General features: G+C 70.4%; 18 protein-coding genes. All 18 read left to right on the top strand.

Features of this window, described 5'->3' with window-relative positions; genetic code table 11:
• The first annotated feature begins 106 nt into the window (after positions 1-106).
• The 18 genes from OHA05_RS15390 to OHA05_RS15305 all read left to right on the top strand — a co-directional run bounded on the left by OHA05_RS15390 (position 107) and on the right by OHA05_RS15305 (position 13,163).
• On the top strand, positions 107-964 hold the full coding sequence (locus OHA05_RS15390; protein WP_328860906.1) for a helix-turn-helix domain-containing protein: 858 nt from the start codon (positions 107-109) through the stop codon (positions 962-964).
• On the top strand, positions 961-1,263 hold the full coding sequence (locus tag OHA05_RS15385) for a hypothetical protein (RefSeq protein ID WP_328860905.1): 303 nt from the start codon (positions 961-963) through the stop codon (positions 1,261-1,263). Before OHA05_RS15390 ends, OHA05_RS15385 begins: the two co-directional genes overlap by 4 nt.
• Before the next feature lie 2 nt (positions 1,264-1,265).
• Entirely contained in the window at positions 1,266-1,592 is a 327-nt protein-coding gene (locus OHA05_RS15380) for a hypothetical protein (RefSeq protein ID WP_328860904.1), read from the top strand.
• A 78-nt stretch (positions 1,593-1,670) separates the two neighbouring features.
• The gene (locus OHA05_RS15375; protein ID WP_328860903.1) at positions 1,671-3,845 is read left to right on the top strand and encodes a zonular occludens toxin domain-containing protein; all 2,175 of its coding nucleotides are present in this window, start codon (positions 1,671-1,673) and stop codon (positions 3,843-3,845) included.
• A gap of 152 nt (positions 3,846-3,997) precedes the next feature.
• A complete protein-coding gene (locus OHA05_RS15370; protein ID WP_328860902.1) occupies positions 3,998-4,198 on the top strand; it encodes a hypothetical protein in 201 nt (66 codons plus the stop codon).
• A gap of 152 nt (positions 4,199-4,350) precedes the next feature.
• Entirely contained in the window at positions 4,351-4,692 is a 342-nt protein-coding gene (locus tag OHA05_RS15365; RefSeq protein WP_328860901.1) for a hypothetical protein, read from the top strand.
• A gap of 16 nt (positions 4,693-4,708) precedes the next feature.
• The gene (locus OHA05_RS15360) at positions 4,709-4,993 is read left to right on the top strand and encodes an HNH endonuclease (RefSeq protein WP_328860900.1); all 285 of its coding nucleotides are present in this window, start codon (positions 4,709-4,711) and stop codon (positions 4,991-4,993) included.
• Positions 4,994-4,995: 2 nt separating this feature from the next.
• Positions 4,996-5,217: a hypothetical protein gene (locus OHA05_RS15355; protein WP_328860899.1), complete on the top strand. Its 222-nt coding sequence runs from the start codon at positions 4,996-4,998 to the stop codon at positions 5,215-5,217.
• A 4-nt stretch (positions 5,218-5,221) separates the two neighbouring features.
• On the top strand, positions 5,222-5,662 hold the full coding sequence (locus OHA05_RS15350; RefSeq protein ID WP_328860898.1) for an AAA family ATPase: 441 nt from the start codon (positions 5,222-5,224) through the stop codon (positions 5,660-5,662).
• Positions 5,663-5,912: 250 nt separating this feature from the next.
• Entirely contained in the window at positions 5,913-6,191 is a 279-nt protein-coding gene (locus OHA05_RS15345) for a hypothetical protein (RefSeq protein ID WP_328860897.1), read from the top strand.
• The gene (locus tag OHA05_RS15340; protein ID WP_328860896.1) at positions 6,133-7,707 is read left to right on the top strand and encodes a terminase; all 1,575 of its coding nucleotides are present in this window, start codon (positions 6,133-6,135) and stop codon (positions 7,705-7,707) included. The genes OHA05_RS15345 and OHA05_RS15340 overlap by 59 nt, the downstream gene beginning before the upstream one ends.
• Positions 7,698-7,865, top strand: a complete 168-nt coding sequence (locus OHA05_RS15335) for a hypothetical protein (protein ID WP_328860895.1) — start codon at positions 7,698-7,700, stop codon at positions 7,863-7,865. Before OHA05_RS15340 ends, OHA05_RS15335 begins: the two co-directional genes overlap by 10 nt.
• Positions 7,862-9,187, top strand: a complete 1,326-nt coding sequence (locus OHA05_RS15330; protein ID WP_328860894.1) for a phage portal protein — start codon at positions 7,862-7,864, stop codon at positions 9,185-9,187. The genes OHA05_RS15335 and OHA05_RS15330 overlap by 4 nt, the downstream gene beginning before the upstream one ends.
• Positions 9,177-9,920 (top strand): HK97 family phage prohead protease, encoded by a 744-nt coding sequence (locus tag OHA05_RS15325; RefSeq protein ID WP_328860893.1) that lies wholly within the window; start codon positions 9,177-9,179, stop codon positions 9,918-9,920. The genes OHA05_RS15330 and OHA05_RS15325 overlap by 11 nt, the downstream gene beginning before the upstream one ends.
• 66 nt (positions 9,921-9,986) lie before the next feature.
• Complete coding sequence (locus OHA05_RS15320) at positions 9,987-11,249, top strand: phage major capsid protein (RefSeq protein ID WP_328860892.1); 1,263 nt, start codon at positions 9,987-9,989, stop codon at positions 11,247-11,249.
• Positions 11,250-11,269: 20 nt separating this feature from the next.
• On the top strand, positions 11,270-11,662 hold the full coding sequence (locus OHA05_RS15315; RefSeq protein ID WP_328860891.1) for a hypothetical protein: 393 nt from the start codon (positions 11,270-11,272) through the stop codon (positions 11,660-11,662).
• A 221-nt stretch (positions 11,663-11,883) separates the two neighbouring features.
• Entirely contained in the window at positions 11,884-12,696 is an 813-nt protein-coding gene (locus tag OHA05_RS15310; protein WP_328860890.1) for a hypothetical protein, read from the top strand.
• Positions 12,696-13,163 (top strand): hypothetical protein, encoded by a 468-nt coding sequence (locus tag OHA05_RS15305; RefSeq protein WP_328860889.1) that lies wholly within the window; start codon positions 12,696-12,698, stop codon positions 13,161-13,163. The genes OHA05_RS15310 and OHA05_RS15305 overlap by 1 nt, the downstream gene beginning before the upstream one ends.
• The last annotated feature ends 8 nt before the right edge of the window (positions 13,164-13,171 follow it).

Below are 13,171 nucleotides of genomic sequence, written 5' to 3'. Positions count from 1 at the left end.
CTGATCTTGTGTCAGGGTGGGAGCTACAACCGAAAACAGAACGGCCCCCGTCGGTGCGTCAACACCGAACGAGGGCCTGACCACCGAGAGACCTGGAGATCTCGCAGTGGCTATCCGCGATCGTATCCGTCGCGCCGCGTCGTCGGTCACCCGACCGTTCAAGACGCCGCCGACCCGGGCCCAGCGGCCCGCCGCACCCCTCTGGGTCCGCGGCCTCACCGCAGGCGGCCGACCCGTCGTCCTCAGCGTCGCCCTCCTCATGTGCGCCCCCGGCGAGTACCACCTCGCCGAAGCCGCAGGGTGGGAAGACCCGTTCACCTACGGCATGCCGGTCGTCCTGTCCGCCTACGCGGGCATCGCCGCCGCCGTTGCCTCCACCCGGCAGCGCGGCGACCGCGGACGCTGGTCCGCCATCATCGGGGCCTGCCTTGCCCTCGGCCTCGCCATGGCCGCACAGGTCGTCTCGCACCTGATCAGCACCCAGCACCTGGAGGCGAACCAGCCGCTGCTGATCGCTGTCACGTCGCTGGTGCCGCCAGCTGTTGTCGGGCACCTGCTCCACCTGGCCGCGACGCCGCCAGTGCTGCGGGACGCACCCGAGGCCGAGCCCGTCCATCCCGCCCCGGCAGCCGAGCCATTCGTCATCGAGCGCGACGACCAGCCGGACGCCTTCGAGACGCCCGCTCTGCCGCCCGTCCCGTCGCAGGACGCCGAGGACGCGTCGCCGCGGCACGTGAATCTGCTCACGTCCCGGGACGTGGCCGACCGCTGCGGCGTCGACCCCTCCACCGTCCGAAGCTGGGTCGCCAACGGACGCCTTGCGGTCCACAGCAAGGACGACCGAGGACGCAACCTGTTCCACCCGGACGCGCTCGCTGAGGAGAGCGAGGCGGCCCTCGACAAGATGCTCGCCAACGAGCGTCCCGCCGGACTCGTCTCATGGGTGCCGGCGGCGAAGTCATGAGCGACCTGGAGAAGGCGGCCCGCGAGGCTGTCGACGCCGCAGATAACTCCCAACAACTGGCGCTCATCATGGCCGCGCTGCAAGCACAGCAGCTCACCCAGCAGCAGACGCCCCCGCCCCCGCCCGCACCGCGGCAGTCCGGCGGCGCCGCCAAGTGGATCGGCATCGGAGTCGGCGGCAGCGTCTTCCTGCTCACCGTCGCCCTGTCCGCCATTGCCGTTGCCATCAGTGCCGTCGCACTGACCGTCTGCCTGCTCGTACTCCGCTCCATGTGGACCGACATGAAGAAGGGCCGCTGACCATGGCTGAGCACCGCATCTACACCCCGGCCGAACGCCGCAAGCGCGCCGGCCTGATCCTCCGCGGGTCGAAGAAGGCCCTCGCCGGCATCGAGGACGCCCGTATCGAAGGGCAGATCGAGCGCCTCGACGCCGCCGCGTCCGAGCGCTTCGGCCGAGAGGCCGTCTTCGCCCGCCAGCAGCTGGACACGGCCAAGCAGGACGTCGCCCGCGCCAAGGTCGCCGAACGGGCCGCGAAGCGCGAGGACCGGCAGGCCGCCAGGCAGGCCACCCGCCAGGCACAGGACGCCCTGCGCCGCGCCGAACGCGCCGCGCGCCGCTACCAGTAGCCCCGCCCCGGGACGGCCGACTCACTGCCAGGCGACCGGCCGTCCCGGGCCCCATCCCACAGGACAGGAAGCCCCATCATGACCGACATCGTCACCCCTCCGCTCGACGCCGTCACCCTCGCCAAGGACGCCGACCCCGACCCCCGGGACGTGACCCAGGACGTCATCGACATGATTCGGGACGCCCCCGACGCGCTGCGTCCCGTCGACCTCCCCGAGACCCTCGCGCCCGCCGGCGCCTGGATCGACGAACGGCGCGCCTACCTCGCCGAAGCGCCCCCCGTCCTGCCGTCCTGGCTCCGCAAGACCAGCGAGTTCGCCACCGCCACACGCTGGACGCTCTCGTACTACGCGCACGTCACCGCGTTCCACGGCGTCCGCGGCCCCGTCTACGCCCTCCGGCTCCTGGGACGCGCCCCGCGCGGTGCGGGACGCCTGCTCGTCCGCTGGGTCCGCTGGGTCGCCGACACCGAGGCCCGGCCCGTCGAGGCGAAGGCCGCCGCGGACGCTGACGTCGTCGCGTGGCTCACCCTGTCCCGCGAGCACACCCGGCGCGTCCGGCCCCGCCGTATCGCGTCCATCGCCGTCGCCTCCGTCACCTCGATCACCGCCGCAGTGTCCTGGTTCCTCGTGCCCGGCTGGACGCTCACCGCGGCCACCGCCGGCGCCGTCCTGCTCGGCCTCGCCGGCAAGAAGGCCGACAGGCCGCTCATCACTCGGTACGTCACCACCCGCACGCTGCGCCCCCTCGACTCCACCGAGGTGCTCGAAGCGCTGGAGGCCATCGGCATCAGCGGCAAGAAGGGCCGCGGCGGGGCCGAGTTCGCCGCCGAAGTGCAGCGCGACGGGCCCGGCTGGCGTGCCGAGGTCGACCTGCCCAAGGGTGTCGAGGCAACCAAGGTGCTGGAGCAGCGCTCAGCGCTCGCCGCGGCCATGCGCCGCCCCGTGTCCACCGTGTGGCCCGAGGTCGACAGGGACGCCCACCCCGGCCGGCTCGTGCTCTGGGTCGCCCAGCGCGACCCGGCGAAGGCGCCGCGGAAGCTGTGGCCGCTCATGAAGAAGGGCCAGGCCGACGTGTTCGCGCCCCTGCCCTTCGGGTTCGACCCGCGCGGCAACCTCGTCGAGATCACCCTCATGTACTCGAACCTGCTGGTGGGAGGGATTCCCGGCTCTGGGAAGACGTCCTGCGCGCTCGCCATCGTCCTGGGCGTCGCCCTCGACCCCAGCGCCGCCCTGTGGGTCTACGAGCTCAAGGGCTCCGGTGACCTCGACTCCATCCGGCCCGTCTGCCACCGGTACGTCTCCGGCGACGACGATGAGGACATCCAGGCCACCATCGAGGGCCTGCGCGCCGGCATCGTCGAGCAGCGCCGCCGGGCCAAGTTCATCAAGTCCCTGCCGTCCAGCGAGACCGCCGAAGGCCGCCGCGTCACCCGTGAGCTGGAGGAACGCTACCCGGAGCAGAACCTCGGCCCCCGCGTCATCGTGGTCGACGAGGCGCAGGAACTGTTCACGCACCCCGACCACAAGGAGGAGGCGGCCGAGCTCTGCACCAAGCTGATCAAGAAGGGCCGGGCGTACGGGATCATCCTCATCCTGCTCACCCAGAACCCCGACGCCCCCTCGCTGCCGTCGTCCGTGTCCAGCAGCGTCGGTACGCGGCTGTGCCTCGCCGTCATGGACTGGCGCGCCAACAACAACGTGCTCGGCACCGGCGCTCACGAGCGCGGCATGCGCGCCACCGAGATCAGCGTCAGCGAGCAGGGAACCGGCATCCTCGCCCGCGGCCGTGAAGGGGGCACCGTCCGGGCCGCGTTCATCAAACAGACCGAGGCCGAAGAGATCGGCAAGCGGGCCCTGGCGCTGCGCACGGCGGCCGGCACCCTGTCCGGCGAGGCCGTAGGCGAGACCGTCGAGGCCGTCGACCAGGACACCATCGTCGACCACCTGCACACCGTGTGGCCCGTCGGATCCGAGGCCGTGCACTCGCACCGGCTCGTCGAGGCCCTCGCCGCGTACCGCCGGGACCTGTACGGCCCGTGGCTCGACACCGACAAGCCCATGGGGCAGATGAGCCCCGACGAGGCGCGTGAGGCGCGCACAGCAGCCTCGACGACCCTCGCCGCCGCCCTGCGGCCCCACAAGGTGCTCACCCGTCAGATCACCATCCGCGACTGCTGCGGAGGCGCCAAGGGCATCCGCTACACCGACCTGCCTGACCCTCAGGACGCAGTCGTCGAGGACGACGAGTAGGCCCTCTGAGTCGGTTTCGGGACGAGGCTACGGTTTCACCTCGCCTCGAAACCGGTTTCGACCTTGATATCGGCCGATCTTCGCCCCCACCTGCAGTGATTTCAGGTTTCGACCTTCGTCGCCCCCACGCCAGAACCGGGCATCATGGGGGCATGGAGCCCCTGTACTCGCCGCCCGGCACCCTCACCGCACACCAGGTCGCCACCCTGCTCGGCATCACACTCGGAGGCGTCCGGCTGCTCGTCCACCGCCGCCAGCTCGCCCGCATCGGCGGCAGCCCCCGGCAAGCCCTCTACGCACTCAAGGACGTCCAGGCTCTTGACAGCAAGCGCCGCACACGCAGCGCAGCTTGACGCGCAGGTCAGCGCGGTGTAACGATCTCCCCGTACAGCTGTGCCCAAAACCGAACGGCCCGCCACCGCGCGGGCCTTCGTCATTCCCGGGTCAGGGAGGCAGTCATGCGCCGATAATGACCCCCCTCATCACGCAACGTCCTGGGGGGACCATGCGCACCCGTACTGCCGCGGCCATCGCCGCCACGCTCCTGCTCGCACTCACCGCCTGCAGCGGCGAAGACGAGCCCGACAAGCCCGCGGTCACCGTCACCGCCACGAAGTCGCCCGCCCTCAGCAAGGCCGAGATCGCCAAGCAGTGCACCGACGCCGTCGCGCTACTGGAGCCGAACGACAAGGGCGAGATCCCGTCAGAGCCAGTGCCGGCGCAGTGCAAGGGACTGGGCACTGACGAGTACCTGGACGCCTACTACGACGGCATCCAGCAGGCGAACAAGCTGGCGCGCCAAGACCTGCAGCGGCAGATCGAAGAGGCCGAGCAGCAGGACCAGTAGCCGGGAGGTGGCGCCCGTGGCTGGCATCCGCAACGGGCGCCCGTACCGCCGGCTGTGCGAGGAGCAGCGAGCCCTCGGCCTGCCGTGCTGGATCTGCGGTCGCGCCATCGACTACAGCATCACCGGACGCCTGGCGAGCAGGCATCGCTGGGCGTTCACCCTCGACCATCTTCAGCCCGTCTCCCTGCGCCCGGACCTCCTGCTCGACCCCGCCAACGCCCGCAGCGCACACCGCAGCTGCAACAGCGCACGCGGCAACAGGATGCAGCCGGCCAAGCTCACGACCTCACGGAGATGGTGACCATGGCTGCGACCGACCGCGAGCGCATCGCCGACGCCCTGCGCTATCTGGCCCCGGGCCACCCGACAGGGCGTATCTGGGGACGACGGCAGGGAGCCACGCCTGACGAAGCGCAAGAGGGCAACGTCTGGGCCGCCGACGTCGATGACCTTGCGACGATCCTCGCCGCAGTCCTCGCGGGCCAAGGCACGGTCGACGAGCTGATGCGCCGCCACAGGTTGTGACGCCGTGCTCTACGTCGTCACCGGCCCGCCAGGCGCGGGCAAGTCGTCGTGGATCAAGGCGCACGCCAAGGCGTCAGACATCGTCATCGACCTGGACCTCATGGCCCTCGCGATGGCCGGCCCCGGCGCAGACCACCACGATCACAGCGACGTCCTCACCCGCGTCGTCCACCGCGCTCGCTTCGCCGCCATGAACGAGGCGTTCCAGCACCTCGATACGACCGACGTCTACCTGATCCACACCATGCTGACCGGCAAGGCGCGAGCCAAGTACAAGCGGCTCAACGCGCGCATCGTGGTCGTCGACCCAGGCGAGCGGGCGGTACGGGAGCGGGTGCGGGCCATGCGGCAGCCGGGCATGGAGGCGGTCGTCACGCGCTGGTATCGGGAGCAGCGGCAGGGTGGAACGCAGGCCATCACGCGGCAGACGTCACGCGACTGGTGATCGAACAGCGAAGCAACGCTGACGATCAAGGCTCAACGGTGCTCGACGAGCCTGCTCGGACCTCCGATGGGGGGAGAGTGGATCAGAAGTCGAGAGCCTGACCGGGCGACCCAAACGCTCTTGGCTCCCGCGTGTCCCCCCCGGATCCTGAAAGATCATTTACAGAGATTCAAGATCGGATGTAAATCGGGACGTAACTCCCCGTAATCACCCAGATGTCACATTGAGTCACATTACGGATAGTGACGGGGTGGTGATCTTGACCGTCCTCGAAGAGGTCACCCGCGAACTTGATCAACTCGGCACGCGCGGCATGTCCGCCGGACTCACCGCCGTCGCCCTTGATCTTGCCGCCGCGATGGACTCAACCGAAGCGCCGACATCGAAAGCGGTCGTCGCCCGGGAGCTGTCGGCCGTCATGGTCAAGCTCCGCGCCCTCGCCAACCCGACTGCTGGCAGGGGGACGGTCGATGATCTCAAGCGCAAGCGAGCCGAGCGACTCCAACGAACCAAGCGAGCAGCCCCCTGACCTGCGGGTTTGCGGGATCCAGCGGCCGCGCATCTTCACGGTGCCCGCTCGGGCGCTCTCCAGCGCCGGGCAGGAGGCCGTTGAACTGGCCGCGTCGGTCGGCCTGGAGCTCGACCCGTGGCAGCGGTTCGTCCTGGACCAGGGCCTGCGGGAGAAGGACGACGGCACCTGGGCCGCATGGGAGTGCGCGGTCAACGTGCCGAGGCAGAACGGCAAGGGCGCGATCATCGAAGCGAGGCAGCTGGCCGGCCTGTTCCTGCTCGACGAGGAACTGATCCTGCACAGCGCGCACGAGCTGAAGACCGCGATGGAGGCCATGCGCCGCATCGAGGAGCTGATCGCGGGCAGTGACGAGCTGCGCCCGCAGGTCGAGCGGGTGCGCCGCAAGGCGGGCGAGGAGTGCATCGAGCTCAAGTCCGGTGCCCGGCTGCGGTTCATCGCCCGCTCGAAGGCCTCGGGCCGTGGCATGACGGGCGACTGCAACATCATGGACGAGGCGATGATCCTCGGTGAGGACGCCATGGCGGCCCTGATGTTCACCATGGCGGCCGTGCCGAACCCGCAGATCTGGTACCTCGGATCGTCCGGCATCGGCTCGCTGTCCGTGCAGCTGGGACGACTACGGCGCCGGGCCCTGGAAGGGCTGGAGTCGGGCGACCCTGACCCGTCCCTCGCGTACTTCGAGTGGTCCATCAACCCGCACGCTGACGAGTGCCAGCCGGGATGCAAGGAGCACGACGACGTCGACGACCCTGCCTCCCTGCTCAAGGCCAACCCGGCCATCGGCTACCGGCTGACGCTGGAGCACACGGTCAACGAACGGCTCACCGTCGGGGCCGAGTCCTTCGCCCGTGAGCGGCTCGGTGTCGGCACGTACCCCGCTGACACGGCCGACACCTGGCGCATCATCGGCGAGGACGCCTGGCAGGCCCTGGTGAACGGCCGGGCAGAGATGGGCAACCCGGTGGCGTTCGCCCTCGACACGACGCCTGAGCGGTCCCACACGGCCATCTGCGCCGCCGGCCGGGCCACGGAGAACGCCGTCGAGCTGGAAGCCGCGCAGGTCGAGGTCATTGACCACCGGCCCGGTACGGGCTGGGCGCCGGAGCGGCTGGCCGAACTGGTCATGAAGTGGCAGCCCGTGGCCGTCGTCATCGACGAGGGCAGCCCAGCCGGCTCCCTCATTCCCGCGGTCCGCAAGGCCCTCGAAGAGGCGGGCATGGACGAACAGGAGATCGACGACCTGCTGCTCCACCCGAAGGCCCGCCAGGTCGCAGCAGCGTGCGCCCAGTTCTACGACGCCGCCGTCGAGCAGACCATCACGCACCTCGGGCCGGGGCCTCTGTCCACGGCGCTGGCGGGCGCGGACAAGCGGCCCATCGGTGACGGCTGGGCGTGGAAGCGCCGGGGCGTGGGCGTCGATATCAGCCCGCTGATGGGCGCCACGTTCGCCATGTGGGGCTACGCGGAGCGCAAGGACGCGGAGCCGGAAGGGGCGCCGAACCTGTGGATCTAATCCTGCTGGCCGTGGAGCTGGCGTTTGTCGCCCTGATCGTCGCGGGCGTGGCCCTGTGGTCGCCGCCGGCGGCGATGATCCTGGGCGGCGCGATGGGCGTGGCCGCGCTTGAGCGGGTCCAGGCGGAGCGCAAGCGACGGAAGGGGGCGGGGCGGTGAGCGTGTTCGGCATGTTCGAGAAGCGGGACAGCCTGGAGAACCCGGCCGTGCCTCTGACCAGTGCTTCTCTGCTGGACCTGTTCGGCGGCGCCAAGACCGACGCGGGGGTGCCCGTCTCGGAGTCGTCGTCGCTGCAGACGCCGGCGGTGTGGCGGTGCGTGGGTCTGATCGCTGGCGTGTCCGCGGCGCTGCCGCTGCACTCTTATGTCGACGGCACCCGCGACCGAACCCAGCTCAAGCTGTTGAAGGACCCGCACCCCGAGCTGACAGCGCTGGAGGTGTGGCGGCTGGCGTTCGCCGCTCGGGTGCTGTGGGGCGACGGCTACCTGCAGAAGGTCCGCGACCGGGCGGGCAACATCGTCCAGTTGTGGCCCGTCCATCCGAGCAAGGTCCGCCCGTACCGGGTCCGCCCGTCTGAGGAGATCCCGGGCGGCAAGCTGTTCGACGTCACCGACGACTGGGGCGTCCAGCGCGTCCTGTCGTCCCGCGACATCCTGCACATGCCCGGCCTGGGCTATGACGGCATCCAGGGCCTCTCTCCGGTGCGTCTGGCTGCGGAGGGAATCAGCCTCGCGCAGGCGGCCGAGCGGTCCGCTGGCGCGCTGTTCGGCCGCGGCAACCTGCTTGGTGGCCTCATCACCACCAAGTCCAAGCTGAACGACGGGCAGGCGGCGAGCCTGAAAGCCCGCTGGGAGGCTGGCGCGTCCGGCGTCTCGAACGCCCAGCGCGTCGCCGTGCTGGACTCGGACGCCTCGTTCACGCCGGTCACGATGCCGAACAGCGACGCCCAGTTCCTTGAGTCCCGGCAATTCCAGGTGACGGAGATTGCCCGCATGTTCGGCGTGCCGCCGTTCCTGCTGATGTCCACGGAGAAGTCGACCAGTTGGGGCACAGGGCTGGAGCAGCAGGTGCAGGGCTGGGTCACGTTCGACCTGGGTCCGCAGTGGCTGCAGCCGGCCGAGCAGCGCATCACCAAGGAGCTGCTGCCCCCCAACGAGTACGCCAAGTACGCGCTGCAGGGCCTGCTCCGCGGCGACAGCTCCAGCCGCGCCACCTTCTACCGCGCGATGCGCGACATCGGCGCGTACTGCGCTGATGACATCCGCGCACTCGAAGACCTGCCGCCCATCCCGGGTGGCGACGGGCAGGGCTTCCTGCAGCCGACGTACATGGCTCCGCTGGGGTCCGACCCGCTGGCACCGAAGGAACCCGCGGCCGCGAGCGACAACGCCGCCCGCGCCGCCGCCCTCATCGCGGAGGCCCGCCGGCTGCTGGAGACACCCGACCACCCGACCACGGAAGGCGAGGACGATGAGGACTGAGGAGCGACGCGACCTCACCCTGGCCTCGGCCGGGCTGCAGATTCGCGAGGCAGGGGAAGGCAGCCCGCCCGGGTTCGAGGGGCACGCTGCCGTGTTCAACTCACGGACCGCGATCGGCAACCCGCTGACCTGGGGTTTCTATGAGGAGATCGCCGACGGCGCGTTCACCAAGACCCTGGCTGAGGGAGATGCCCGGTTCCTCGTGGACCATGACACCCGCCTGGTCGTCTCGCGCGTCTCGGCGCAGTCGCTGCGCCTGGCGCAGGACGACGTCGGCCTCGCGGTCGACGCCGACCTCGACCAGCGTCTCTCCTACGTCGCCGACCTGATCGTCAACCTGGAGAACCGGAACATCACCGGCATGAGCTTCGGCTTCCGCGTCGTCAAGGACGAGTGGGAGCCGGTCGAGATCGAGACGGTCAGCGGCGACAAGGCCGAGGCCGAGCTGCGCATCATCCGCGAAGTGCAGCTGTACGAGGTCTCCGCGGTCACGTTCCCCGCCTACGAGGACACCGACGCCGGACTCCGGTCCGTCGGTGTTGCGCTGGCCGCCCGTGGCGACGACGCCGCGTTCGACCGCCGGGCCCAGTACCGGCCCGAACTCCTGAACTTCCGCCGCGAGCCGGGTGAGTCCACTCGCGGCACCGACGCAACCCAGCCGGGAGAGACCACTGGGGGCCGTCAGGCGATGCGCATGGAGGCGCTCGCCGCTCGCTTCCGCCTGGCGCGGTAGCCGCTCTCAACCCCATCCCCAGCCCCTCGCCATCTGGCGGCGGGGCTCGTTGTGCTGGAGGCACAGATGTCAAAGCTTCAGGGCCTGCTCGACAAGCGGGCCACCGCCTGGGCTGCCGCTCAGGACTTCCAGAGCCGGGGCGACGACAAGCCCCTGTCCGCCGAGGACAAGACGGCGTGGGACGCGGCGCTCGCCGACGTCGAGCGCCTGTCCTCCGAGATCGAGACCGAGGAGCGGCACGCCCGCCTGTCGAGCGTCGACTACTCGCAGGTCGTCACCGCCTCGGCCGACACCGAGGAAGGCGAGGAGGCCCGGCGCCGCCACGGCGGCGAGGAGGGCGTCAGGGCCTACGAGAGCGCCTGGCGTTCCTGGATGCGCGAGGGAACCACCGAGCTCTCCTCCGAGGAGCGCAAGACCCTGCGCACCGGGTTCGTCGACGGCAAGGAGCTCCGCGCCCAGGGCGTGGCCACCGGCGCGGCCGGCGGCTACATGGTGCCCGCGCCGTTCCGGGCCAAGATGGTCGAGACGATGAAGTTCTTCGGCGCCATGCGTGACGTCGCGGAGGTCATCACGACCGAGACCGGCGCGACGCTGCCGTGGCCGACGAACGACGACACGGCCAACGTGGGCGCGATCCTCGCGGAGAACACCCAGGTCACCGAGCAGGACGTCACGCTTGGGCAGGCCGACGTCGGGGCGTACGTCTACACCTCGAAGCTGGTGCGGGTCTCCCTGCAGCTGCTCAACGACTCCGCGTTCGACATGGAGGCGTGGCTCGCGGGCAAGCTCGGCCAGCGCATCGGCCGCGCGCAGAACGCCCACTTCACCACCGGCACCGGCACCGCCCAGCCGGAGGGCGTGCAGACCAACGCAGTCATCGGCAAGACGGGCACCACGGGTCAGACGACGTCGGTCATCTACGACGACCTGATCGACCTCATCCACTCGGTGGACCCGGCGTACCGCCTCGGTGGCCGCGCCGGATTCATGCTCCACGACACGGCCCTCGCTGCGGCGCGGAAGCTCAAGGACGGCCAGCAGCGCCCGCTGTGGGAGCCGTCCGTTCAGGCCGGCGTCCCGGACCTCCTGCTCGGCTACAAGTACACGGTCAACCAGGACATGCCCGTCATGGCGGCAAACGCCAAGTCGATCCTGTTCGGCGACTTCTTCGCCGGCTACCTGATCCGTGACGTCCAGGACGTCCAGCTGATCCGCCTGGCCGAGCGCTACGCGGACTTCCTGCAGGTCGGGTTCCTCGCGTTCGCGCGGACCGACGGCACCCCGCAGGACACGGCCGCCTACAAGGCGTACCGCAACTCCGCCACCTGATCCCGAGGGAGACCAGCATCATGGCGAACACGCCCAGGAAGGACAGCGCCCCGGACTCCGGGGTACTGCAGGCCAAGCCGTCCGCGGCGGCGGCCGAGCACGGCGACCACGACCGCATCGTCATGGCCTCGCGCAAGGCCGACGGGTCGATGGACCAGGTCGCCCCCGAGTTCATCGGCGACAAGGACGTGGCCATCGCCGCGGCCAAGGAGCAGCTTGCGGTTCAGGCCGCGTCCGCTGTCGACGTCGCCGCCCGCGGGGTGAGCTCGAAGGAGGGCGAGGGCGGCGCCGGTTCGTCCGAGCCGGACGCCGACGTGCAGGCCCTGAAGGACGCCCAGGACGCGGCCGTGAAGACGGCCGAGGCCAAGGCCGAGCGCGAGGTCAACGAGCGGCACCAGGGGCTGGGTGGCTGATGGCCCGGATCCGCATGCTCGTGAGTGCTGCGGGTTCGGATTTCGCCTGGGAGCCGGGACAGGAAGTCGACCTGCCCGGCTCCGAGGCGGCCAAGTGGGCTGACGGCGTCCGTGCCGTCATGGTCCGCAGCGAACCCGTGGAAACCCCGGAGGGCGCCACGACGGCCCCTGAGAAGGCGGCACGGCCCCGCGCCCGCCGCCCTGCCCGGAAGGGGTGAGAGATGCCGTTCGATCTCGGCGCGACCGCGCGCCTGACCGCAGAGTGCCGGGACCCGGACGGCACCCCCGCCACCGCCGCCACGGCGACCGTCACCATCGGCCTGCCCGACGGGACGACCGCCAGCCCGGTAGCCACTGAGGGCGACACCGGCGAGTACACCGCCGACTACGTCACCGCGCAGGCCGGACGGCACACCGTGCGCTGGGTGTTCACCGGCCCGGCCCACGCCTACACCGACATGTTCGACGTCCGGCCCTCGACGTCGACCGCGATCATGTCGCTGGCCGAAGCCAAGAAGCACCTGACCATGGTCACCGACGACGACGATGACGAGGTACGCCACTGGGTCGACGCGACCACACAGTGCGTGGAGTACTTCGTGGGCCCGGTCGTCGTCCGCACCGTGACCGAACGGCACACCGCGGACCGCGTCTCGTGCATCGCGCTGAGGGAACGGCCCGCGCTGGAGCTGGTGTCCGTCGCCGGAGTACTGACCGGCGGCATGTCCTACGAGCCCGACACGCTGTCTCTGGACGGCGACACCGGCCTCGTGAGCCTTCTCGGTGGCGGCATTCTCCGCGGACCGCTGGACGTGACGTACAGGGCCGGCAGGCGCATCGTCACCGCGAACATCACCGGTGCGGCGCGCATCATCCTGCAGCACCTGTGGCGCACACGGCAGGGCCCGGGCCGGCCGCAGATGGGAGTCGGCGACTTTGACGTCACCGAGCCCATCCCGGGCTTGGGCTATGCCATCCCGAACCGGGCGATGCAGCTGCTCAACCCGGACAACACCGGCCCGGGGATGGCGTGATGGCTACCTCTGCCGTACCCGGCGCCATCGACGCACTGCTGGCCATCCTGCGAGCCGCGCCTGGTCTGCAGGGCGTGCAGGTTCTGGACGGCCCGCCGACGGGCGACCAGTCAGCCAAGGACTATGTCGCCGTCGGCTGGCAGCCCGAGAGCGACGAAGCCGTGCAGATCACCCAGACGTTCGCGTACGCCGGCGCCCGAACCCGCGACGAGCAGGCCGTCGTCCTCGGCTGGGTCGACACGTGGACCGGCGACCGAGACATGCACGCCCGCCGGACCCGCGCGTTCGAACTGCTCGGTGTCATCGAGCTGGCGATCCGCGCATCCGGCGGCACTCCGGACGCGCCGACCCTGAACGGCTCCGTCCTCTGGTCGGAGTTCACGGCCGGCGTCCTCAAGCAGGCGAACACCGACCAGGGCGTCCGGGCCGGAATCGCCTGGAGCATCGCACTCCGCGCCCGCATCTGAAGACCCCA

The organism is Streptomyces sp. NBC_00306, assembly GCF_036169555.1.
Classification (GTDB): domain Bacteria; phylum Actinomycetota; class Actinomycetes; order Streptomycetales; family Streptomycetaceae; genus Streptomyces; species Streptomyces achmelvichensis.
Note: the sequence above shows the minus strand (reverse complement) of the source record. Positions and strands in the feature narration are given on the sequence as shown.

What these genes read in the sequence shown, in the direction of transcription:
- OHA05_RS15370 (WP_328860902.1), top strand. Translation starts at nt 3,998, where the DNA reads ATGGAGCCCCTGTACTCGCCGCCCGGCACCCTCACCGCACACCAGGTC.
- OHA05_RS15375 (WP_328860903.1), top strand. Translation starts at nt 1,671, where the DNA reads ATGACCGACATCGTCACCCCTCCGCTCGACGCCGTCACCCTCGCCAAG.
- OHA05_RS15365 (WP_328860901.1), top strand. Translation starts at nt 4,351, where the DNA reads ATGCGCACCCGTACTGCCGCGGCCATCGCCGCCACGCTCCTGCTCGCA.
- OHA05_RS15320 (WP_328860892.1), top strand. Translation starts at nt 9,987, where the DNA reads ATGTCAAAGCTTCAGGGCCTGCTCGACAAGCGGGCCACCGCCTGGGCT.
- OHA05_RS15305 (WP_328860889.1), top strand. Translation starts at nt 12,696, where the DNA reads ATGGCTACCTCTGCCGTACCCGGCGCCATCGACGCACTGCTGGCCATC.
- OHA05_RS15340 (WP_328860896.1), top strand. Translation starts at nt 6,133, where the DNA reads ATGATCTCAAGCGCAAGCGAGCCGAGCGACTCCAACGAACCAAGCGAG.
- OHA05_RS15355 (WP_328860899.1), top strand. Translation starts at nt 4,996, where the DNA reads ATGGCTGCGACCGACCGCGAGCGCATCGCCGACGCCCTGCGCTATCTG.
- OHA05_RS15385 (WP_328860905.1), top strand. Translation starts at nt 961, where the DNA reads ATGAGCGACCTGGAGAAGGCGGCCCGCGAGGCTGTCGACGCCGCAGAT.
- OHA05_RS15325 (WP_328860893.1), top strand. Translation starts at nt 9,177, where the DNA reads ATGAGGACTGAGGAGCGACGCGACCTCACCCTGGCCTCGGCCGGGCTG.
- OHA05_RS15380 (WP_328860904.1), top strand. Translation starts at nt 1,266, where the DNA reads ATGGCTGAGCACCGCATCTACACCCCGGCCGAACGCCGCAAGCGCGCC.
- OHA05_RS15310 (WP_328860890.1), top strand. Translation starts at nt 11,884, where the DNA reads ATGCCGTTCGATCTCGGCGCGACCGCGCGCCTGACCGCAGAGTGCCGG.
- OHA05_RS15315 (WP_328860891.1), top strand. Translation starts at nt 11,270, where the DNA reads ATGGCGAACACGCCCAGGAAGGACAGCGCCCCGGACTCCGGGGTACTG.